At 76.5% G+C, this 19,929-nt stretch carries 21 protein-coding genes and 1 rRNA gene; 9 read left to right on the top strand and 13 right to left on the bottom strand.

The features are described from left to right. Positions 1-758: 758 nt before the first annotated feature. A complete protein-coding gene (locus BLW63_RS25275; protein WP_091162328.1) occupies positions 759-1,232 on the bottom strand; it encodes a DUF309 domain-containing protein in 474 nt (157 codons plus the stop codon). A 160-nt stretch (positions 1,233-1,392) separates the two neighbouring features. Between BLW63_RS25275 and egtA the strand changes: the two genes are divergently transcribed. From egtA to egtE, 9 genes are all read left to right on the top strand, one after another. Then, positions 1,393-2,646, top strand: coding sequence for an ergothioneine biosynthesis glutamate--cysteine ligase EgtA (gene egtA, locus BLW63_RS25270; protein ID WP_091162322.1), 1,254 nt, complete (start codon positions 1,393-1,395; stop codon positions 2,644-2,646). Continuing rightward, complete coding sequence (gene egtB, locus BLW63_RS25265) at positions 2,643-3,950, top strand: ergothioneine biosynthesis protein EgtB (RefSeq protein ID WP_091162320.1); 1,308 nt, start codon at positions 2,643-2,645, stop codon at positions 3,948-3,950. The genes egtA and egtB overlap by 4 nt, the downstream gene beginning before the upstream one ends. A gap of 2 nt (positions 3,951-3,952) precedes the next feature. Continuing rightward, positions 3,953-4,642 carry an ergothioneine biosynthesis protein EgtC gene (gene egtC, locus BLW63_RS25260; protein WP_091162318.1) on the top strand — a complete coding sequence of 230 codons (690 nt, stop codon included), beginning with the start codon at positions 3,953-3,955 and terminating at the stop codon, positions 4,640-4,642. A 38-nt stretch (positions 4,643-4,680) separates the two neighbouring features. Continuing rightward, positions 4,681-5,670, top strand: a complete 990-nt coding sequence (gene egtD / locus BLW63_RS25255; RefSeq protein WP_091162316.1) for an L-histidine N(alpha)-methyltransferase — start codon at positions 4,681-4,683, stop codon at positions 5,668-5,670. Between the two features lie 298 nt (positions 5,671-5,968). Beyond that, a complete protein-coding gene (locus BLW63_RS25250; RefSeq protein WP_091162315.1) occupies positions 5,969-6,787 on the top strand; it encodes a DUF4397 domain-containing protein in 819 nt (272 codons plus the stop codon). Between the two features lie 25 nt (positions 6,788-6,812). Further along, positions 6,813-7,448, top strand: coding sequence for a class F sortase (locus BLW63_RS25245; RefSeq protein WP_091162313.1), 636 nt, complete (start codon positions 6,813-6,815; stop codon positions 7,446-7,448). Positions 7,449-7,540: 92 nt separating this feature from the next. Then, positions 7,541-8,140, top strand: a complete 600-nt coding sequence (locus BLW63_RS25240) for a sigma-70 family RNA polymerase sigma factor (protein WP_244522805.1) — start codon at positions 7,541-7,543, stop codon at positions 8,138-8,140. Further along, entirely contained in the window at positions 8,121-8,909 is a 789-nt protein-coding gene (locus tag BLW63_RS25235) for an anti-sigma factor (RefSeq protein WP_091162311.1), read from the top strand. The genes BLW63_RS25240 and BLW63_RS25235 overlap by 20 nt, the downstream gene beginning before the upstream one ends. A gap of 5 nt (positions 8,910-8,914) precedes the next feature. Next, positions 8,915-10,054: an ergothioneine biosynthesis PLP-dependent enzyme EgtE gene (gene egtE, locus BLW63_RS25230; RefSeq protein WP_091162310.1), complete on the top strand. Its 1,140-nt coding sequence runs from the start codon at positions 8,915-8,917 to the stop codon at positions 10,052-10,054. Between the two features lie 47 nt (positions 10,055-10,101). Here egtE and BLW63_RS25225 read toward each other — a convergent pair whose 3' ends face one another. The 12 genes from BLW63_RS25225 to rrf all read right to left on the bottom strand — a co-directional run bounded on the left by BLW63_RS25225 (position 10,102) and on the right by rrf (position 19,745). Further along, on the bottom strand, positions 10,102-11,484 hold the full coding sequence (locus BLW63_RS25225; RefSeq protein ID WP_091162308.1) for an 8-oxoguanine deaminase: 1,383 nt from the start codon (positions 11,482-11,484) through the stop codon (positions 10,102-10,104). A 36-nt stretch (positions 11,485-11,520) separates the two neighbouring features. Further along, positions 11,521-12,015, bottom strand: coding sequence for a hypothetical protein (locus tag BLW63_RS25220; protein ID WP_091162307.1), 495 nt, complete (start codon positions 12,013-12,015; stop codon positions 11,521-11,523). 26 nt (positions 12,016-12,041) lie between these two features. Further along, positions 12,042-12,335: a DUF4333 domain-containing protein gene (locus BLW63_RS25215; RefSeq protein WP_091162305.1), complete on the bottom strand. Its 294-nt coding sequence runs from the start codon at positions 12,333-12,335 to the stop codon at positions 12,042-12,044. A gap of 45 nt (positions 12,336-12,380) precedes the next feature. Beyond that, entirely contained in the window at positions 12,381-13,502 is a 1,122-nt protein-coding gene (alc, locus tag BLW63_RS25210) for an allantoicase (RefSeq protein ID WP_091162303.1), read from the bottom strand. A 202-nt stretch (positions 13,503-13,704) separates the two neighbouring features. Beyond that, a complete protein-coding gene (allB, locus tag BLW63_RS25205) occupies positions 13,705-15,030 on the bottom strand; it encodes an allantoinase AllB (RefSeq protein ID WP_091162302.1) in 1,326 nt (441 codons plus the stop codon). After that, on the bottom strand, positions 15,027-15,734 hold the full coding sequence (locus BLW63_RS25200) for an urease accessory protein UreD (protein WP_091162300.1): 708 nt from the start codon (positions 15,732-15,734) through the stop codon (positions 15,027-15,029). The genes allB and BLW63_RS25200 overlap by 4 nt, the downstream gene beginning before the upstream one ends. 43 nt (positions 15,735-15,777) lie before the next feature. Next, on the bottom strand, positions 15,778-16,467 hold the full coding sequence (gene ureG, locus BLW63_RS25195; protein ID WP_091162298.1) for an urease accessory protein UreG: 690 nt from the start codon (positions 16,465-16,467) through the stop codon (positions 15,778-15,780). A gap of 17 nt (positions 16,468-16,484) precedes the next feature. Beyond that, on the bottom strand, positions 16,485-17,111 hold the full coding sequence (locus tag BLW63_RS25190; protein WP_170856972.1) for an urease accessory protein UreF: 627 nt from the start codon (positions 17,109-17,111) through the stop codon (positions 16,485-16,487). Further along, on the bottom strand, positions 17,111-18,832 hold the full coding sequence (locus BLW63_RS25185) for an urease subunit alpha (RefSeq protein ID WP_091162296.1): 1,722 nt from the start codon (positions 18,830-18,832) through the stop codon (positions 17,111-17,113). Before BLW63_RS25185 ends, BLW63_RS25190 begins: the two co-directional genes overlap by 1 nt. Continuing rightward, a complete protein-coding gene (locus BLW63_RS25180; protein ID WP_091162294.1) occupies positions 18,832-19,134 on the bottom strand; it encodes an urease subunit beta in 303 nt (100 codons plus the stop codon). The genes BLW63_RS25185 and BLW63_RS25180 overlap by 1 nt, the downstream gene beginning before the upstream one ends. A 32-nt stretch (positions 19,135-19,166) precedes the next feature. After that, complete coding sequence (locus BLW63_RS25175; protein WP_091162291.1) at positions 19,167-19,469, bottom strand: urease subunit gamma; 303 nt, start codon at positions 19,467-19,469, stop codon at positions 19,167-19,169. A gap of 159 nt (positions 19,470-19,628) precedes the next feature. After that, positions 19,629-19,745: ribosomal RNA gene (gene rrf / locus BLW63_RS25170) — 5S ribosomal RNA — on the bottom strand. Positions 19,746-19,929 lie beyond the last annotated feature (184 nt).

Genomic DNA, 19,929 nt, shown 5'->3' with positions numbered 1-19,929 from the left:
CAAGGGGGGCGAGGGGGTCCTTCAAGGGGGCAAGGGGGTCCTCTTTCAGCCGACCAGGAGCGCGCCGCGCTCCCGCCGTCCGGCCACCCGGACCCCCAGGGCCGCGGTCACGACCGCAGCGGCGCCCACGGCCGCGACCGCCACCGCGTCCGGCCCGCCGTCGGCGGCGACCGCGACCAGACCCCAGACCCCAGACCCCAGACCCCAGACCCCAGACCCCAGACCCCAGACCCCAGACCCCAGACCCCAGACCCCAGACCCCAGACCACGGCCAGGGCGAACGGTCCGGCCGCCACCCGGGCGACCCGCACGATCGCCGTCCCGAGGGCCGCGACCGCTCCGAGGGCGACGGCCGCCGACACCCGCGCCGCCGTGCCCTGGGCCGGCGCCCCGAGCGCGACGCCGGCGCTGCGACCTGCACCGCCGCGGCGAGCGTCACCCGGCCCAGGAGCAGCCCGGTGACCGCCGCCGGGAGCAGCCGCGGCAGCCCGGTGAGCGGCCTGGCCTGCAGCCGCGCCCAGGCCGTCGCCGCTGCGGCGACGATGGCGAAGAGCAGCACCGCGGGCAGGACCGGCACGCGGTCGCCGACCAGCGGGAAGAGCAGCTCCCAGACGGCGTTCCCGGCGGAGGCCGCCGCCAGTGGCCAGCCGGTTGCCCCGGTGCACCGCGCGGTCCCGCTGCCCGGGGAGGGCCTGGTAGACCGCCCAGGCCGGCGCCCCCGCGAAGATCGGCCCCCAGATCGAGAAGGCGTAGCAGGATCACCCGGCCCGCAGGCGGGGCGCGAGCGCGGCGGCGTCGCGGGACGACGGCGGTACGGCGGCCAGCCCCCTGCCCCAGACGACCAGGCCGGCGACGTCGATGCCGTGCGGGGGGTCGGCCGCGTACGGCTCGACGTTCCCGGCGCCGCGCTCCAGCAGCCGCGCCCCACCCCGGTCGTTGCCCCTGGCCACGTGGGTCAGGCCCACGGCGAGCTGGGCCAGCCCGCGCCACAGCTGCCGCTCGGGGTCCGGCGCGGACTTCCAGGCGTCCTCGAGCACCTCGTGGGCGTGGAAGGGCCGCCCGGCGTCCAGCAGTTCCTGGGCCTCGGCGAGCGCATGCTCCGGGCTGCGCAGCACCCCCTCCGGCGCCCGCTCCTCCCCCACGGCGCCGCGCGGCAGCGGGCGCCCCAGAGCGTCGCGGGGCCGGGCGTTGCGCGCCCGGCCCGCGGGGTCCCGGTCCCGGTCGACGTCCACCGGACGATCCTGGCCCGAACCCCCGTTGCGCGCCGCCGGGTCGTGCGTTCCGTCGGTGGTCGCGTGCAGGATGGGACCCGAGGACGGTCGCAGGACGGGCCGCCCCCGCACCGACCCGCGGTCGAACTCGACCGGTCCGGACCTGGAGGGGGTGGGGCCCGTGGCCCCGGTCACCGAGGAGCGCACGGCCGTCCTCGACCTGGACGCCGCCGTCGCGCACGTCACCGGGACGGCGCTGCGTCCCGGCCCGGTCGGCTCGGTCGGCCTGGAGCTCGAGGCGCACCTGGTCGACGTCGACGCGCCTGGGTCGCGGGTCCCCTGGCAGCGCATCCGGAGCCTCGTCGACACGCTGCCCGCACTGCCCGGCGGCAGCCGGGTCACCCTCGAGCCCGGCGGCCAGGTGGAGCTGTCCACCCCGCCGTACCCCGACGTCGCGGCCGCGGTGGCGGCGCTGCGCGCCGACCGCGACGTGCTCGCCGCGGCGCTGGCTGCCGACCGGCTGGCGGCCGCCCCGCTCGGGGCCGACCCGCTGCGGCGCCCGGCCCGGGTCAGCCCGGCCCCCCGCTACGCCGCGATGGCGGAGCACTTCACCGCCGTCGGCTGCGCCCGGGCCGGGACGGTGATGATGACCGGCACCGCCGCGCTGCAGGTCAACCTGGACGCCGGGCCGTGCGCGGGGTGGAGCGAGCGGGTCTCCCTGGCCCACCAGTTGGGGCCCACCCTGGTCGCCGTCGCGGCCTGCTCCCCGCTCGCCGGCGGCCACCCGACCGGCTGGGTGTCCCAGCGGCAGCGGGTGTGGGGCGACCTCGACCAGGCCCGCTGCGGGCCGCTGCTGGGCGGCGCGGACCCGTGCGGCGAGTGGGCCGGGTACGCCCTGACCGCCCCGGTGATGCTGGTCCGCGACCCCGACGGCGGCGCGGTGGCGGTGCGGGAGCGGGTCCGGTTCGCCGACTGGGTGACCGGCGAGGTCCTGCTCGGCGGCCGGGCGCCCACGACCGCCGACCTCGACTACCACCTGACCACGCTGTTCCCGCCGGTGCGGCCGCGCGGCTACCTGGAGATCCGCTACCTCGACGCCGCCCCCGAGCCGTGGTGGCCGGCGCTGGCGGCGGTGACCACCGTGCTGCTCGACGACCCGGTCGCGGCCGGGCACGCCGCGGCGGCCACCGCGCCGGTGGCCGGCGCCTGGGACCGCGCCGCCCACCGGGGCCTGGCCGACCCCGCGCTGCGCACCGCGGCCCGTGCCTGCCTCGCCGCCGCCTGTGCCGCCGTCCCCCCGGCGCTGCGACCCGAGGTCGAGGCGCTGGCCGACCTCGTCGACCGGGGCCGCTGCCCCGGCGACGTCGTGCTCGACACCGCCCGCGCCGCTGGTGCCCCCGCCGCCCTCCTCGCCGCCACGGGAGCCGCCCGGTGACCGACCTGACCGAGATCCTCGCCCGCGACCTCGAGGCCGCCCGGCAGCGCACCCTACGGCTCACCGACCACGACCAGCCCGAGCTGCTGCGGCAGCACACCCCGCTGCTCAGCCCGCTGGTCTGGGACCTCGCGCACGTCGGCCAGCAGGAGGACCTGTGGCTGCTGCGCCGCGGCGACGCCCGCCGCGAGGGCCTGCTGCCGGCCGACGTCGAGGCGCTCTACGACGCGTTCACCCACCCGCGCGCCGTCCGCTCCCGGCTGCCGCTGCTGCCGCCGGTGGAGGCGCGGTCGTTCTGCGGCGAGGTGCGCGGCCGGGTGCTCGACCGGCTGGGCCGCCTCGGCCGGGACGACGACGGCGACCCGTTCGACTTCGCCATGGTGGTCAGCCACGAGCAGCAGCACGACGAGACGATGCTGCAGGCGCTCAACCTGCGCTCCGGACCGCCGCTGCTCGGCACCGGGACCCCGCTGCCGCCCGGCCGGCCCGGGGTGGCCGGCACGTCGGTGCCCGTGCCCGGCGGGCAGTTCGTGCTGGGGGTGGACGCCGCCGACGAGCCGTTCTCGCTGGACAACGAGCGGCCGGCGCACGTGGTCGACGTCCCGGCGTTCCGCATCGGCCGGGTGCCGGTGACCAACGCCGAGTACGCCGCCTTCGTCGCCGACGGCGGTTACGACGACCGGCGCTGGTGGTCCGAGCGGGGCTGGTCGCACCGGGTCGTGGCCGGGCTGGAGCGGCCGCAGTCCTGGGGCGCCGACGGCACCCGCACCCGCTTCGGCCTCGTGGAGACCGTTTCCGCCGACGAGCCCGTCCAGCACGTCGCGTACGTCGAGGCCGAGGCGTACGCGGCCTGGGCCGGCGCGACCGGTGCCGCCCCGCCCGGCGCCCGGCTGCCCACCGAGGTGGAGTGGGAGAAGGCCGCCGTCTGGGACCCGGCCACGCAGCGGCGCCGCCGCTTCCCGTGGGGCTCCGCCGAGCCGTCGCCGGCCCTGGCCAACCTCGGCGGCGAGGCGCTGCGCCCGGCCCCGGTGGGCGCCTACCCGGCCGGCGCCTCCGCGTTCGGCGCCGAGCAGCTCATGGGCGACGTCTGGGAGTGGACCTCCTCGGACTTCTCCCCGTGGCCCGGGTTCCGGCCGATGCTCTACGCCGACTACTCCGCGCCGTTCTTCGGCGGCGACTACAAGGTGCTGCGCGGCGGCTCGTGGGCGGTCGGCGCGTCGATCCTGCGGCCGAGCTTCCGCAACTGGGATCACCCGATCCGCCGGCAGGTGTTCAGCGGCTTCCGGCTGGCCTGGGACGCGTAGGCGTGTGCCGTCACCTCGCCTGGCTCGGCCGGCCACGGACGCTGGCCGAGCTGGTGCTCGAGCCGCCGTCCTCGCTGCTGGTGCAGTCCTACGCGCCGCGCCGCCAGCGGTACGGCACGGTGAACGCCGACGGCTGGGGCGTGGGCGTCTTCACCCCCGGCCGGGCGCAGCCGGCGCGCTGGCGCTCGGCCCGGCCGCTGTGGGGTGACCCGTCGTTCGCCTCGGTGGCGCCGGTGCTCTCCTCCGGCTGCGTGGTGGCCGCCGTCCGCTCGGCCACCGTCGGGATGCCGCTGGAGGAGAGCGCGGTGGCGCCGTTCACCGACGGGCGCTGGCTGCTGTCGCACAACGGCCGGGTGGACCGCGCGGTGCTGCCGCCGGTGCGGGACGCCGAGTCGACCGTCGACAGCGCACTGCTGGCGGCGCTGGTGTTCGACCGCGGGCTGGACGCCCTGGCCGACACGGTGCGCGAGGTGGCCACCGCCGACCCCGGCGCCCGGCTGAACCTGCTGGCCGCCGACGGCACCCGGCTGCTGGCCACCACCTGGGGCGACACGCTGTCGGCGCTGGTCACCGCCGACGGCACCGCCCTGGCCAGCGAGCCGTGGGACGACGACCCGCGGTGGACCGACGTCCCCGACCGGTCGCTGGTCGAGGTCACCCCCGACGGCCTGACGACGACGTCGCTGTCCTGACCCACCCTGCCCGCCCACCGACCGAGCACTGGAGCCCCGTGTCGATCCCGCTCACGAACCACCTCGCCCTCGAGGACGCCGCGGACGCGCTGCGCGCCGACGCCCGCGCCGGCCTGACCGCCACGCCGAAGTCGCTGCCGCCGCGGTGGTTCTACGACGAGCGGGGGAGCGAGCTGTTCGACGAGATCACCCGGCTGCCGGAGTACTACCCGACCCGCGCCGAACGGGCCGTGCTCGCCGCGCACGCGGCCGAGATCGCCGCTGCGTCGGGCGCCGACGTGCTGGTGGAGCTCGGCAGCGGGACGTCGGAGAAGACCCGGCTGCTGCTGGACGCGCTGCACGACGCCGGCACGCTGCGCCGGTTCGTGCCCTGCGACGTCGACCCGTCGGTGCTGCAGGCGGCCGGGGCGGCCATCACCGCCGAGTACCCGGGCGTGGCGGTCGAGGCGGTCGTTGGCGACTTCACCCGGCACCTCGGCGAGCTGCCGCGGTCCGGACGCCGGCTGGTGGCCTTCCTCGGCTCGACCATCGGCAACCTGGAGCCGGAGGCTCGGGCGGCGTTCCTGGCCGAGCTGGCCGGCACGCTGCAGCCCGGGGACTCCTTCCTGCTCGGCACCGACCTGGTCAAGGACGCGGGCAGGCTGGTGCGCGCCTACGACGACGCCGCCGGGATCACCGCGGAGTTCGACCGGAACGTGCTCCGCGTGCTGAACCGCGAGCTCGGCGCCGACTTCGACCCGGCGGCCTTCGACCACGTCGCCGTGTGGGACGCCGAGCACGAGTGGATGGAGATGCGGCTGCGCTCCCGGACCGACCAGGTGGTGCACGTCCCCGGGCTGGACCTCGACGTCCGGTTCGCCGCCGGTGAGGAGATGCGGACCGAGGTCTCGGCGAAGTTCCGCCGCGAGCGGGTCGAGGCCGAGCTGGCCGCGGCGGGCCTGCGGATGACGCGGTGGTGGACCGACCCCGACGGCGACTTCGGCGTCTCGCTCTCCAGGAAGGACCTCCTCGCTCCCCACCCCTCGTAGAAGGACCCCGTCCTGCCCATCCTCCGCACGCTCGGTGCGGGCCCGGGACGGGGCCTACGGGCCCCTGCAGGAAGGCCACACCCGCTGACGATCATGGGATCCGGGTGGCGACACGCCGTTCCGGCCCGGCGTGTCGCGACCGCAGCTCCATGATCGTCGGGGAGGGGACGTCGGGGGCCGGCGAGGAGTGGCCCGGGCTGCGGGGTCACCCGTTCGGGGCACTCGCTGCATCCGGGATCCGGGGGCCGTCGGAAGGAGGGGTGTCAGGCACCTCACCAAAGACGGAAGGACCGCCCCGATGACCCGCTCCCGCACCGCCTTCGCCCTCGCCGCCGGAGCCACCGGCACGCTCGTCGTCCTCGGCGCCTCCCCGGCGCTGGCCGACAGCCACACCGCGACCGTGTCGGTGCTGCACGCCGTACCCGACACCCCGGTCGACGTCTACGCGAACGGCGAGCGGCTCATCGACGACTTCCAGCCGGGCACGCTCACCGACCCGCTGGAGCTGCCGGCCGGCGACTACGACCTGGCCCTCTTCCCGGCCGACGCGGCCGACGGCTCCGGCACGCCGCTGCTGTCGGCCGACGGCGTCGCCGTACCCGCGGGGGCCGATGCGACGGTGGTCGCGCACCTCACCGAGGCCGGCCAGCCGGCGCTCACGCCGTTCGTCAACGACACCTCCGAGGTGGCCGCGGGCGAGGCCCGGGTGTCCGTCCGGCACGTCGCGGCCGCGCCCGCCGTCGACGTCCGCGCGGGGGGCCAGGTCGTGGTCCCGGGCCTGACCAACCCGGACGAGGAGTCGCTCACCGTGCCCGCCGGCACCGTGAGCGCCGACGTGGTGCTCGCCGGCACCGACACCGTCGCGATCGGCCCGGCCGACCTCACGCTGGCCGAGGGCACGACGACGGTCGTGTACGCGTGGGGCTCGCAGGACGCCGGCTACGAGCTCGCCGTCCAGACGGTCGCCGGCACCCACTCCGCGCCGTCCGGCGTCCCCGGGGGTTCGGCCGGCCTGGCCGACGAGGGCGGCCTGCCGCTGCCGCTCGCCGCGGTGTCGCTGGCCGGGCTGGTCGCCGCCGGGGTCGCCGTCCGCCGGCTGGCCGGTTCGCGGGCCTGACCCGACCGGCACGGAGGAGAAACGGATGCGTCCCGCCGCCGCCGGCGCGGTCCTGGGTCTGGCCGTCGCGCTCGGTGTACCCGCCGCGTGGCAGCTGACCCGGGAGCCGGCGGCGGCGGGCGCGCCGCTCGAGCAGGTCCTCCCCCCGCAGGCCCCGCCGGCGGGGCCGCCTCCCGTCACCACCCGCGACGCCGCACCCACCGTGGCCCCGGAGCGGCCGGCCCCCGTGGCCCTGGCCGTACCAGCCCTGGGCGTCGAGGCGCCGGTCGACCCGGTCGGTGTGCGGGCCGATGGTCAGATGGCCATCCCGGACGACGTCGACCGGGTGGGCTGGTACCGCTTCGGGCCGGTGCCCGGTCGCGAGGGGTCGGCAGTGCTCGCCGGCCACGTCGACGATCGCGAGCAGGGGCTGGGTGAGCTGGCTCCGCTCCGGGAGGCCGAGGTGGACGCGCAGGTGCTCGTCACAGACGCCGCGGGAGGCACGACCCGCTGGCGGGTGGTCTCCCGGGTGCAGGTCGACAAGCAGGCTCTGCCGGTGGACCGGCTGTTCGCGCGCGCGGGACCGCCTCGCCTGGTGCTCATCACCTGCGGGGGCGAGTTCCTGCCCGAGGTCGGGGGCTACGAGTCCAACGTCGTCGTCGTCGCGGAGCCGCTGCCGTGATCAATGACCTCGCCGCCCCCCACCGTTCGCAGGCTCACGGCGGGGCCCTGCAGCGAGGCCGACGGCGTCGTGCCCGGGTTAGTGTCGGATCCGTGAGCGACGACGCCGTCCCGCCGCTCGGGGGCATCCCCGAACCGGACGACGCCGAGGTGGGCCGCCGGTTCGCCGCCGGAGACGAGCAGGCGCTGGCGTGGGCCTACGAGCGCTTCGCCGGTCAGGTGCACGGCATGGCTGTGCGCGCCTTCGGCCCCGGCCCGGACGCCGAGGACGTCACCCAGCAGGTCTTCGTCTCGGCCTGGACCGGCCGTACCGGTTACCGCCCCGAGCAGGGCCCCCTGCCGGCCTGGCTGGTGGGCATCTGCCGGCACAAGATCGCCGACACCTGGGTGCGCCGCGATCGGCAGCGCCGCGCCGCCGAGGCCGCGGTCACCGAGGCCCGGTCAGCAGTCGACAGCACCGGCCCGCAGGTCGACACCGCCGTCGCCGACCGCGTGCTCCTGCTCGGCGAGCTGCAGCAACTCGGGCAGCCGCAGCGGGGCATCATCGAGCTGGCGTTCTTCGAGGACCTCACGCACACCCAGATCGCCGAACGCACCGGTCTCCCCCTGGGCACGGTGAAGTCCCACATCCGACGCACGCTCGAACGGCTGAGGACACGGTTGGAGGTGGACGGTGCCGCACTGCACGCCTGAGCAGCTGGCCCTGGCCGCGCTCCGCGAGCGGCTGCCCGATACGGACACGACCCATCTGGCTGTCTGCGCGGAGTGCCGGGCCGAGGTGGCCTCCCTGCAGCGCGGGGTCGACGCGCTCGCCGTCCGCGAGCTGGCGGCTCCCGAGGCACCGGTCCCGCCGCCGCCGTCGGTCTGGTCGGGGATCGCCGCCGCCACCGGTGTCTCGGCCGCCCCGCGGCCGGAGGTCGTGGCCGGGTCCCGTCGTCCGCTCACCGCCGTGCCGGCGGATCGGGTGCGACCGGTGACGCCGGCGCCCCGGTCGGAACGGCCTGCGGCGGCGGGGGTGGTCCGGCCGCAGTGGTCACGGCTGCTGCTGGCCGCCGCTGCGGCGCTGGTCGTCGGCGTGGGCATCGGTGCGGGCGTGGTCGCCCTCGGCACGGGGGACGACGACGGACTGGCCGTCGCCGCGGCGGCGCTTGACCCGCTCGACGACAGGGGCGCGACCGGGGAGGCCCGTGCGGTCGAGCGGCCGGACGGCTCCCGGGTGCTCGAGCTCGACCTGTCGGCCGCCGACCCGGACGACGGCTTCTACGAGGTCTGGCTGATCGACGAGGCGGTCGAGGACATGTACCCCCTCGGCGTCGTCCGGGGCGGCGGCGAGGTCACCCTGGAGGTGCCCCCCGGGGTCGACCTCACCGAGTTCCCGGTCGTCGACGTCTCCCTCGAGCCGCTGGATGGCGACCCGCGGCACTCCGGGGTCTCGGTCGCCCGCGGCGTGCTGGAGAGCTGACCGGCGTGACGACGCTCCATCCCGCCCTCGTGCACGAGGACCTCGGCGCAGCGTGGCGCTCGGCCCGCCCTCGCCCGGCCGGTCGCCACCTGGACAGCGCGGCGTGCAGCCGGCAGAGCTCCCGGGTGCTCGAGGCCGTGGCCCACCACGCGCGGCACGAGGCCGAGCTCGGCGGGTATGTCGCCGAGGCGACCGCGGAGGACCTGCTGCAGCAGGGCCGGTCGGTCCTCGGCGGGCTGGTCGGGATGGCCGCCGCGGACGTGGTCTTCGTCGAGTCCGCGCAGGCCGCGCTGGCCGCGCTGCTCGCCGGGTGGCGGCTGCCGGCGGGGACCCGGGTGGCGTGCCTGCCCGGCGAGTACGCCCCCAACGCAGCGCAGCTGCGCGCGGCCGGCCTGACGGTCGAGCAGCTGCCGGTCGACGACCTCGGGCGGGCCGACCTCGACGGCGTCGCCCGGCTGCTGGCCGCCGACCCGCCGCGGGTGGTGCACCTGACGCACGTCGCCAGCCACCGCGGCGTCGTCCAGCCGGCCGCCGAGGTCGCCGCGCTGTGCCGCGAGGCCGGGGTGCCGCTGGTGCTCGACGCCGCGCAGTCGCTGGGGCACGTCGACACCGACCTGGGCGCCGACGTCGTCTACTCGACCTCCCGCAAGTGGCTGGCCGGACCGCGCGGGGTGGGCGTGCTGTGCGTGCCGCCCTCGGTCGCCGCCGAGCTGACCCCGCTGCTGAGCCCGCCGGACGACGTCCCGCCGCTGCGCGCGTTCGAGTCCGGGGAGGCGCACGTCGCCGGCCGGGTCGGGCTGGTGCTGGCCGTGGGCGAGCACCTGGCCGCGGGGCCGGTGCGGGTGCGCCAACGGCTGGCGGCGCTGGGCCGGGCCGCCCGGGACGTGCTCGACGGCGCGGCCGGCTGGCGGGTGGTCGAGCCGCGCGACGAGCCGACCGCCACCACGACGCTGCGCCCACCGGACGGCGTCGACGTCGTCACCACGCGGGCCCGGCTGCTCACCGAGCAGGGCATCGTGACCACCGCGATCGGGCCGCAGCGGGCTCCCGGCGAGATGACCGGCCCGGTGCTGCGCGTCTCGCCGCACCTGGACGCCACGGCCGACGACCTCGAGGCCCTCGCCTCGGCCCTGTCGCAGGGATAGGAAGCCAGACCCACGCCGGACGACCCGCCGACGTGGGTGTTGCCTCCCTATGCCTCCGTGGCGGCCGCCTGCATCGCGGCCGACACCCGGCGGTGGACGGCGAGCTGCTCGTCCAGGCCCGGGTGCACCGGGACGCCATCCTCGACGACGAGCCGCCCGGCGACGACGGTGTGCCGCGCGGCGACCGGGCCGCAGCGCAGCCACGCCTCGACCGGGTCCGACAGCGCGCCGGCGAACGCGGGCCCCTCCAGCGGCCACACCACCAGGTCACCGCAGGCGCCGACCGACAGCTCCCCGACCTCACCGGCGCGCCCCAGGCAGGCCGCGCCGCCGCGGGTGGCCATCTCCAGCGCGTCCCGGGCCGACATCGCGCCCGCGCCGTGCCGCAGCTTGCCCTGCAGCATCGCCGTCCGGGCCTCGAGCCACAGCGACGCGGAGTCCGCCGACGAGGACCCGTCCACACCCAGCCCGACCGGCGCCCCGGCGGCCCGCAGCTCGGCGACGGGGGCCAGCCCGCTGCCCAGCACCATGTTCGACGAGGGGCAGTGCGCCGCCCCGACCCGCGCCGCGCCGAGCCGCACGACCTCCTCGGCGGAGGGCCAGACCATGTGCGCCAGCCAGGTCCGGTCGGTCAGCCAGCCGACGTCGGCGAGGTGGTCGACCGGCCGGCGGCCGAAGGTGGCCAGGCAGAAGGCGTCCTCGTCCTGCGTCTCGCACAGGTGGGTGTGCAGCCGGACGTCGAGGGCCTCGGCCAGCTCCGCGGTGCGCCGCATCAGGGCCGCCGAGACGCTGAACGGCGAGCACGGCGCCAGCGCGATGCGGGTCATCGCGTGCGGCACGCGGTCGTGGTGGGCGGCCACCAGGCGCTCGGAGTCGGCCAGGATCTCGTCGTCGTCCTGGACGACGGAGACCGGCGGCAGGCCGCCGTCCTCCACCGACAGCGACATCGAGCCGCGGGTGGGGGAGAAGCGGACGCCGAGCTCGCGGGCGGCCGCCACCTCGGCCGAGATCAGGTCGCCGCCGCCGCGCGGGTGGACGTACAGGTGGTCGGTCGAGGTGGTGCAGCCCGACAGCGCCAGCTCGGTCAGGCCGACGTACGCGCTGACGTGCGCGGCCTCCTCGTCCAGCCGGGCCCACAGCGGGTACAGGGTCACCAGCCACTCGAACAGCCCGCCGGTCAGCGCAGGCGCGAAGGAGCGGGTGAGGTTCTGGTACAGGTGGTGGTGGGTGTTCACCAGCCCGGGGGTGACCAGGCAGCCGCGGGCGTCGACCCGCCGGACGGCGGCCGGGGGCGGGTCGACCGGGCCGCCGACGCCGGTCACCACCCCGCCGGTGACGGCCACCCAGCCGCCGGGGATCTCGCGGTGGGCGTCGTCGACGGTGGCCAGCAGCTCGGCGTCGTGCACCAGCAGGTCGGCGGCGTCCTCCACGCCCGCATCCTGCCCGCCCGCTGTTCCGACCACGCGTCAGCGCAGGATCTCGATGAGCAGCACCCAGGCGTTGCAGACCGCTCCCGCGAAGCCGGCCAGCAGCGCGGGCACCGTCCAGTACAGCCCGCCGCCGGCGCCAGCCAGCAGGGTCGCCCCCGCCACGACCAGCGGCGCGCCGGTCAGGGCCACGATCACCGCGGGGACGACGATGCTGCGTGCCGGGGCGCCCGGGGGCCGGCCCCGCCGGATCCGCAGCAGCCCGTCGGCGCCGATCAGGGACAGACCGGTGCCGGCCAGCTCCAGGCCGAGCGCCGTCAGGGACTGGCCCGGGACGAGCACGAAGACCGCCGTCGCCAGCAGGACCACCAGCACCCCGAGGGTCTCCCCCGCCCGCAACGGCAGCCAGGGGATCCGCAGCACCTGCTCGAGGTTGATCGACACCGCGACGAACAGCAGGCCGAGGAGCGCGGCAGCAGCGCCCGCCATGGCCACGTAGAGGTCCACCCACGGCCCGGAGTCGTACGCGGCCATCCGTCCGGGTCAGCCGCGCGCGCCGGTCAGTCGACCGGGACGATGTCGAAGTTCGCCGTGTCGCCCTCCACCGAGGTGACGGTGATCTGCAGCGCGATCTCCTCGCCGCTGTCCGGGTCCGTCGCGGTGCACTCCGTGCTGGCGTCCACCTCGGCCTCGAGGGCGCCGGGGCAGGAGACGTCGGCGGTGACCCCGAACCGGGACTCGATGGTGCTCGACACCTGCCGCTCCAGCTCGTCCTGCTCGATCGACGAACTGCAGGCGGTCAGGCCCAGGCCGAGGGCGGGCACGGCGACGAGCAGCAGGGGGCGGCGCGGCACGGGCGAGACCCTAGCGGCGCCCGGCGGCGTTCCGGGCCGGTTCGATCACCGCTGCGGACCGAGGACCAGCCGGGCGACGGCCAGGGGCAGATCCGCACCCAGGGGGCGGGTGCCGACCAGCCGGCCGGCCTCGGCGGGCGCAACCCCGGCCGCCTGCAGGACCTCCAGCGCCTGGACGTCGGGCAGCGCGTCGAACCAGCGCCGTCCCAGCGCCTCGCGCCCCGCGCCGGTCGGGCGGCCCCAGAGCCGCAGCCGGGCCATGCCGCCGTCGGGGAAGACGTCCAGCCGCACCCGGTCCACCGCCGGACCACCGTCGAGGACGAAGCGGTGCCGGGTGTCGGGCTGCAGCCGGGTCCGCGGCAGGACGACGACCTCGCCGTCCGGGCCGCTGCCGGTGAGGGACGCCGACCCGGGCGCGTTGCCCAGGAAGTACGAGGTGTCCAGCTCGGCGAGGGTGACCACGCCCTCGCAGGCCAGCGACAGCTCCACCCAGTCGTTGCCGTCCCCGCGCCGCCGGCGGGTCTCCCAGCCCTCGCCCATCGACCGGGCGAGCCCCGGCGACACCAGGTACACCGGGCGGCCGTAGAACTCGTCGCTGACCCCGGTGACGAGGGCGCCGCTCTCCAGAGCGGCCAGGTCGACCGGGCCGGCGTCCAGCAGGCGCGGGTCGGGGACGGCGGTGCCGTGCACCCGCAGCCGCGCGACGCCGCCGTCGGGGGCGATGGTCAGCCGCACGTGGGTGACCCGCCGGGTCGAGTCGACCGGGAAGGTGTTCGCGGTGTCCCCGGCGAGGTCTGACAGCGGCAGCAGCGGCTGCCAGTCGGCCCGGTCGAGCTCGGCGGGGGTGGGGTGGCCTTCCACGGCGGCGCACTCGACCGACGCCTGCGGCGGGTAGTTGCCGGTGAAGTGCGCGGTGTCCACGACGACCGCCACGACCACGCCGGGCACGCCCAGCCGGACGACCGCCCAGTCCGACCCCGGGGTGCGCCGCCGCCGGGTCTCCCAGCCGTCGTACTCCTTGCCCCGGTGGCCGAACCCGGGCAGCGCCTGGGCGGGGTGCGGCAGCACGAGGTTCTCCTTCGCGGCGAAGGACTCGTCGTTGGCGGCGATCACCGCTCCGCCCAGCGCTCGGCTGGCCAGGTCGGGCAGTCGGGTGGGGTCGGTCATCGGGCTCCTCGCCGGGTCGGGGATGGCGCGGGGGTCACTGTGGCACGGGGTGGGTGGGGCAGCCGGTGTCCCGGGACCGCGCGGAGGAGGACCCGTGTCCGGACCCACCGACGACCTGCGCGAGTAGCAGGACCCCGTCCTCCTCACCGTGAGAGGACCCGTCCTGAGACGGGGCACGGCGGGACCCTGCAGGGAGGCCGGCTCAGGTGCTGCCCCGGCTGAGCAGCCGGCCGCGGGGGCTGCCGTCCACCTCGATCCCGCGCAGCCACGTCCGGCGGACGACACCGGTCAGCTCCCGCCCCGCGTAGGGGGTCACCGGGTTGCGGTGCAGCAGCCGCTCGACCCGCCACCGCCCGTCCGGGGCGAACGCGACCAGGTCGGCGTCCCGCCCGACCGCGATCGCCCCCTTCTGCGGCAGCCCGGCCAACCGGGAGGGGGCTGTCGACATCCACGTCGCCACCTGGGCCAGCTCCAGCCCGCGCGCCCGCGCGCCGGTCCACACCGCGGGCAGCGCGACCTGCAGCGAGGCGATGCCACCCCAGGCCAGACCGAAGTCGCCGACGTCGAGCCGCTTGAGCTCCGGGGTGCACGGCGAGTGGTCGCTCACCACCAGGTCGACGTCCCCGTCGGCGAGGGCCGCCCACAGCGCCTCCCGATGCCCGGCCTCGCGGATCGGCGGGCAGCACTTGAACGAGGTGTCGGCGTCGGGCACCTCCTCCGCGGCGAAGGTCAGGTAGTGCGGGCAGGTCTCGACGGTGACCCGCACCCCCTCGGCGCGTGCCCTCCTCAACAGCGGCAGCGCGCCGGCGTCCGCGAGGTGGACGACGTGCGCCCGCCCGCCGGTGTCGCGGGCGGCCGCCAGCAACCGGCCGATCGCCGTCTCCTCCGCCTCCGGTGGCCGGGAGGCGAGGAAGGCCGGGTAGCTGGCGCCGGCCGGTCCGGGTGCGGCGGCGATGACGTCGGCGTCCTCGGCGTGCACGATGAGCAGCGCGTCCAGGCCGGCGAGCTCGGTGAGCGCGGCACACAGTCCGTCGTCGTCCAGCGGCGGGAACTCCGGGACGCCGGAGTCGAGCAGGAAGCACTTGAACCCGACGACCCCGGCCTCGTGCAGCGGCCGCAGCTGGTCGACGTTGCCCGGCACCGCGCCGCCCCAGAAGGCGACGTCGACGGACACCTGACCCTCGGCGCACTGCCGTTTCACGTGCAACGCCTCGACGGTCGTCGTGGGCGGGACCGAGTTGAGGGGCATGTCGACGACCGTGGTGACGCCCCCGGCGGCCGCCGCGCGGGTGGCGCTGGCGAACCCCTCCCACTCGGTGCGGCCGGGTTCGTTCACGTGCACGTGGCTGTCGACCAGCCCGGGCAGCAGCACCTCGTCGTCGCCCAGGGTCACCGCAGCCGTAGGCGCGTCGTCGAAGCCGGTGACCGCGGTGATCCGACCGTCGGCGGTGTGCACCGTGGCCGCGCGCTCGCCGTCGGGCAGCACCACCCGGCGGGCGCGGACGACGAGGGCGGCCGGCCCGGTCACGCGGTCTCCCGCTCGGGGGCCGTCAGCGTCGCCAGCGCGCCGGTGACCCGGTGCAGCTCGGCTCCCCACGCGGTCGCCGTCCACCCGCCGGGCAGCGGCAGCCGGACGGCGTCCGCCCCCGTCGCGACCGGCCGGTCGTCGCTGCCCACGTGCACGGTGGATGCGTACGCCCGCGGACCCACCGGCGGCAACCAGGCGGGCGCGCCCGGCCCGAGGTCGACCGTGGTGTGCAGCAGCGGCCGGCCGCCGCGGACCACCCGCGTGGTGCCGGTCCAGCGGCCGGGTTCCTCGCCGCGCCGGCCGAGCAGCACCTGGTCCGCGGCGGTGAGCACGCCGTCGGGTCCCAGCTCCGCCTCGAGCTCGGCGACGTGCCGAGTGCGCGCGGCGACGACGGTCGGCTCCGGCGCCAGGTCCAGCACCCCGGCCACGGTGGCCTCGATGCGCTGCACCGACGGCCGGGCGGCGCCGCGGGAGGGCAGCGCGACCGCGGCCGCGACCGACCGGACGCACAGCCGGGCACCCTCCTCGACGACCAGCCGGACCGCCACCTCGTCCCCGCCGAGCGGACCGAACGCGGTGGCGACGAGGTGCAACGTCGCCGGGCCGGTCCGGCGGACGGCGTACTGACCGCCGGCACGCACCACCGGGAGCACGGTGTGTCCACCGGGGCCGCGGCGCGCGACGACCTCGACGAGCGTCCTCACCGTCGGGCCCCGCTCCGCAGCCGCCCGCCCCCCGCTGCGGGGCTCACGCCCGCGTCGTGTCCGCGCCTGCGGCTCCGCGGACCCGCACCTGCTCGCGCACCCAGTCGGCCACCGCGGCGGCGGTCGGGTCCTCCCGCAGCGAGACGAGCAGCGTCGGCCTGCCGCCGCGCACCGCGTCGGCGTCCCGTCGCATGACCCCGAGGTCGGCGCCGACCAGCGGGGCGAGGTCGGTCTTGTTCACCACGAGCAGGTCGGCGGCGGTGACCCCGGGCCCGCCCTTGCGCGGCACCTTGTCCCCGCCGGCCACGTCGACGACGAACACCTGCACGTCGACCAGGCCGTAGCTGAACGACGCGGTGAGGTTGTCCCCGCCGGACTCGACGAGCACGAGCTCCAGCCCCGGGTGCCGGGACTCGAGCAGCTCGACGGCGTCGAGGTTGGCGGTGATGTCGTCGCGGATGGCGGTGTGCGGGCAGCAGCCGGTCTGCACCGCCTCGATGCGGTCGTCGGGGAGGACGGCGTTGCGGCGCAGGAAGTCGGCGTCCTCGGTCGTGTAGATGTCGTTGGTGACGACGGCGAGGTCGTACTCGGCCCCGAGGGTGCGGCACAGCGCGGCGGCCAGCGCCGTCTTCCCGGAGCCGACCGGCCCGCCGAGGCCGACCCGCAGCGGACCGCCGTGGCGGTGGGGCGCGGGCGCGTCGACGTAGTCGTCCACGTTGTGGTCAGGCGGCATCTGGACTCCCGGTGGGCTCATGAGGCGAAGAACCGGTCCTTTCGTGCGGCGTGCACCTCGGCGAGGAGGTCGAGCAGGGGATCCGCCGCCGCCGGGACGCCGTCCACCGCAGCGACGGCGTCGATCTCGGCGGCGAGGCGGGCGGTGAGCGCGGCGACGGCGAGGGGGTCCATGGCCAGCAGCCGCTGGGCGGCGGTCGCCGGGCCGCTGACCGACAGGTAGGCGGCGGCCGCCGCGGCGTCCCGCGGGAGCAGCCCGCCGGCGTGGGCGGCGACGCCGAGGGCCAAGGCGTGGTGCGGTCGCTCGGGCAGGTCGTCCCACGCCGGCGAGGGCCAGGCCCGCCGGCCGACGCGCACCAGCCCGCGACCCTGCTGCCGGGACGCCGCCCGCAGCGCCGGCGACGGCGTGCGCGCATCGGCCTCCTGGTCCAGTCGCACCAGCGTCGTCGGGTCGGCACCGCAGGCCGCGGCCGCCAGTCCGGCGGCGACGGCGCCCGACGTGTGCAGGCGACGCCGGAGGAAGGCCGACAGGGTCGCGGGGTCGTGCACGACCCCGGCGGCGATCGCCTGCTCGACACCGCCGGAGTGGGTGTGCCCCCCGGCCGGCAGCCGCGAGTCCGCGAGCGTGAGCAGTGCCGCCGTCATCAGAACAGAAAGTAGCGCTGGGCCATCGGCAGCTCGCGCACCGGCTCGGGCTCCCACACCTCGCCGTCCACCGTGACCGTGAAGGTGTCGGGGTCGACCCGGATCTCGGGCAGCGCGGTGTTCTCCGGCATGTCGGCCTTGGTCAGCCGGGTGGTGTCGGTGACGGCCACCAGCCGCCGGTCGACGGTCAGCCGGTCGGCCAGGCCCGCCTCGACCGCTGCCGGGGCGACGAAGTGCAGCGACGTCCGCGCCGGCACCCGGCCGTACGCGCCGAACATCGGCCGGGGCAGCTGCGGCTGCGGGGTGGGGATGGAGGCGTTGGCGTCACCCATCTGGGCCCAGGCGATCACCCCGCCCTTGAGGACGGCGTGCGGCCGGACGCCGAAGAACCGCGGGTCCCACAGCACCAGGTCGGCGAGCTTGCCCGGCTCGACCGAGCCGACCTCGCCGTCGATCCCGTGGGCCACGGCCGGGCAGATCGTGTACTTGGCGACGTACCGGCGGGCCCGCAGGTTGTCCGCCGCGCCGTCCCCGGCCAGCGACCCACGCTTGAGTTTCATCACGTGCGCGGTCTGCCAGGTGCGCAGCACCACCTCGCCGACCCGGCCCATCGCCTGCGCGTCCGAGCCGATCATCGAGATGGCGCCCAGGTCGTGCAGCAGGTCCTCCGCGGCGATCGTCGTCGGCCGGATCCGGCTCTCGGCAAACGCGAGGTCCTCGGGCACCGAGCTGTCCAGGTGGTGGCAGACCATGAGCATGTCGAGGTGCTCGTCGAGGGTGTTCACCGTGTGCGGCCGGGTCGGGTTGGTGCTGCTGGGCAGCACGTTCGGGTGCCCGGCGACGGTGATGATGTCCGGCGCGTGCCCGCCTCCGGCCCCCTCGGTGTGGTACGCGTGGATGCTGCGGCCGGCGATCGCCGCCAGAGTGTCCTCGACGAAGCCGGTCTCGTTCAGGGTGTCCGAGTGCAGCGCCACGGGGACGCCGTGGCGCCCCGCCACGATGAGGCAGGCGTCGATCGCCGCGGGCGTGGAGCCCCAGTCCTCGTGGAGCTTGAAGCCGCTCGCCCCGCCGCGCAGCTGCTCCTCCATCGACTCCTGCGAGACCGTGTTGCCCTTCCCGAGCAACGCGACGTTGACCGGCCACGGGTCCATCGCCTCGAGCATCCGGGCCAGATACCAGTCGCCCGGGGTGATCGTGGTGGCCTTGGAGCCCTCCGCCGGGCCGGTGCCACCGCCGATCAGCGTCGTCACGCCGGAGCCCAGCGCCGTCGGGACGATCTGGGGGCAGATGAAGTGCACGTGGCAGTCGATGCCGCCGGCGGTGAGGATCCGGCCGTTCCCGGCGAGCACCTCGGTGCCCGGGCCGATGACCAGGTCGGGGTGGACGCCGTCCATCGTGTCAGGGTTGCCGGCCTTGCCCAGCGCCACGATCCGGCCGTCCCGGACGCCGACGTCGGCCTTGACGATCCCCCAGTGGTCGAGCACGACAGCGCCAGTGATCACCAGGTCCGGCGCCCCCTCCGCACGGGTCGCCCGGCCCTGGCCCATCGACTCGCGGATCACCTTGCCGCCGCCGAACACCGCCTCCTCGCCGGCGCGGCCCGGACCGCCGCAGCGATCCTCCTCGACCTCGATCAGCAGGTCGGTGTCGGCGAGCCGGATCCGGTCGCCGGTCGTGGGCCCGTACAGCTGGGCGTAGCGCTCTCGGGACAGCTGCACCATCAGCCGAGACCCCCCTCGCCCGTCAGGCCGGGGACCACGCCGGCGCCGGCCAGCGGCACCAGCGTCACCGTGCGGGTGATCCCCGGCTCGAAACGGACGGCGGTGCCCGCGGCGACGTCCAGCCGGTGACCGTGGGCGGCCCCACGGTCGAACTCCAGCGCCCGGTTGGCCTGCGCGAAGTGGAGGTGCGACCCCACCTGCACCGGCCGGTCGCCGGCGTTCGTCACCTCGATCTCCACGCGAGGCGCGCCGGGCAACGTCTCGATCACACCGACCGCCGGGATCACCTCGCCAGGGATCACGGGCTTTCCCGGTAGATCTCGCTCGCCTGCGCTCACGGTATGGGGTGGTGGACGGTCACGAGCTTGGTCCCGTCCGGAAAGGTCGCCTCCACCTGCACCTCCTCCAGCAGCTCCGGGACGCCGTCCATGACGTCGTCCCGGGTCAGGACCGTGCGGCCGGACTGCATCAGCTCGGCCACCAGGACGCCGTCGCGGGCCCCCTCGAGGACGTGGTCGGAGACGAGCGCGGTCGCCTCCGGGAGGTTCAGCCGCAGCCCACGCGCGCGCCGCCGGCGGGCCAGCTCGGCGGCGTAAGAGAGCAGCAGCCGTTCCTGCTCGTGCGGGGACAGGTGCACGCGAGGGACCTCCGGCCGTCGGCAGAGCCCGGACGCTAGTGCGAGCGTGTAACAGCGATGTTGCGCGGACGGCGCGAGCCCGAGGCGGTGGCCCCTCCGGCGCCCCCGGAACGCATGAAGGGCCCTCACCGGGTGGTGAGGGCCCTTCATGAAAGAATTGTCCGGCGGCGTCCTACTCTCCCACCCCGTCTCCGGGGCAGTACCATCGGCGCTGAGAGGCTTAGCTTCCGGGTTCGGAATGGATCCGGGCGTTTCCCTCTCGCCATGGCCGCCGTAACACAGGTGAACGGGAACCGACCCCGGTGGGGGTTGGTGCGTTCAGAACCGCACAGTGGACGCGTGGTATCGATCAGTTGGTCGCCGGCTACCCGCCCGCCCGGGGGTGGGGGGTGGTGTAGTCGTGTGGTCAAGCCCTCGGCCGGTTAGTACCGGTCAGCTGCGCACCTCGCGGTGCTTCCAC

It is taken from the genome of Geodermatophilus africanus (genome assembly GCF_900107105.1).
In the GTDB taxonomy this organism is placed as follows: domain Bacteria; phylum Actinomycetota; class Actinomycetes; order Mycobacteriales; family Geodermatophilaceae; genus Geodermatophilus; species Geodermatophilus africanus.
This window is presented reverse-complemented; position numbering and strand designations above follow the sequence as displayed.

What these genes read in the sequence shown, in the direction of transcription:
- BLW63_RS25250 (WP_091162315.1), top strand. Translation starts at nt 5,969, where the DNA reads ATGACCCGCTCCCGCACCGCCTTCGCCCTCGCCGCCGGAGCCACCGGC.
- BLW63_RS25245 (WP_091162313.1), top strand. Translation starts at nt 6,813, where the DNA reads ATGCGTCCCGCCGCCGCCGGCGCGGTCCTGGGTCTGGCCGTCGCGCTC.
- BLW63_RS25220 (WP_091162307.1), bottom strand. Translation starts at nt 12,015, where the DNA reads ATGGCCGCGTACGACTCCGGGCCGTGGGTGGACCTCTACGTGGCCATG.
- alc (WP_091162303.1), bottom strand. Translation starts at nt 13,502, where the DNA reads ATGACCGACCCCACCCGACTGCCCGACCTGGCCAGCCGAGCGCTGGGC.
- ureG (WP_091162298.1), bottom strand. Translation starts at nt 16,467, where the DNA reads ATGCCGCCTGACCACAACGTGGACGACTACGTCGACGCGCCCGCGCCC.
- BLW63_RS25190 (WP_170856972.1), bottom strand. Translation starts at nt 17,111, where the DNA reads ATGACGGCGGCACTGCTCACGCTCGCGGACTCGCGGCTGCCGGCCGGG.
- BLW63_RS25185 (WP_091162296.1), bottom strand. Translation starts at nt 18,832, where the DNA reads ATGGTGCAGCTGTCCCGAGAGCGCTACGCCCAGCTGTACGGGCCCACG.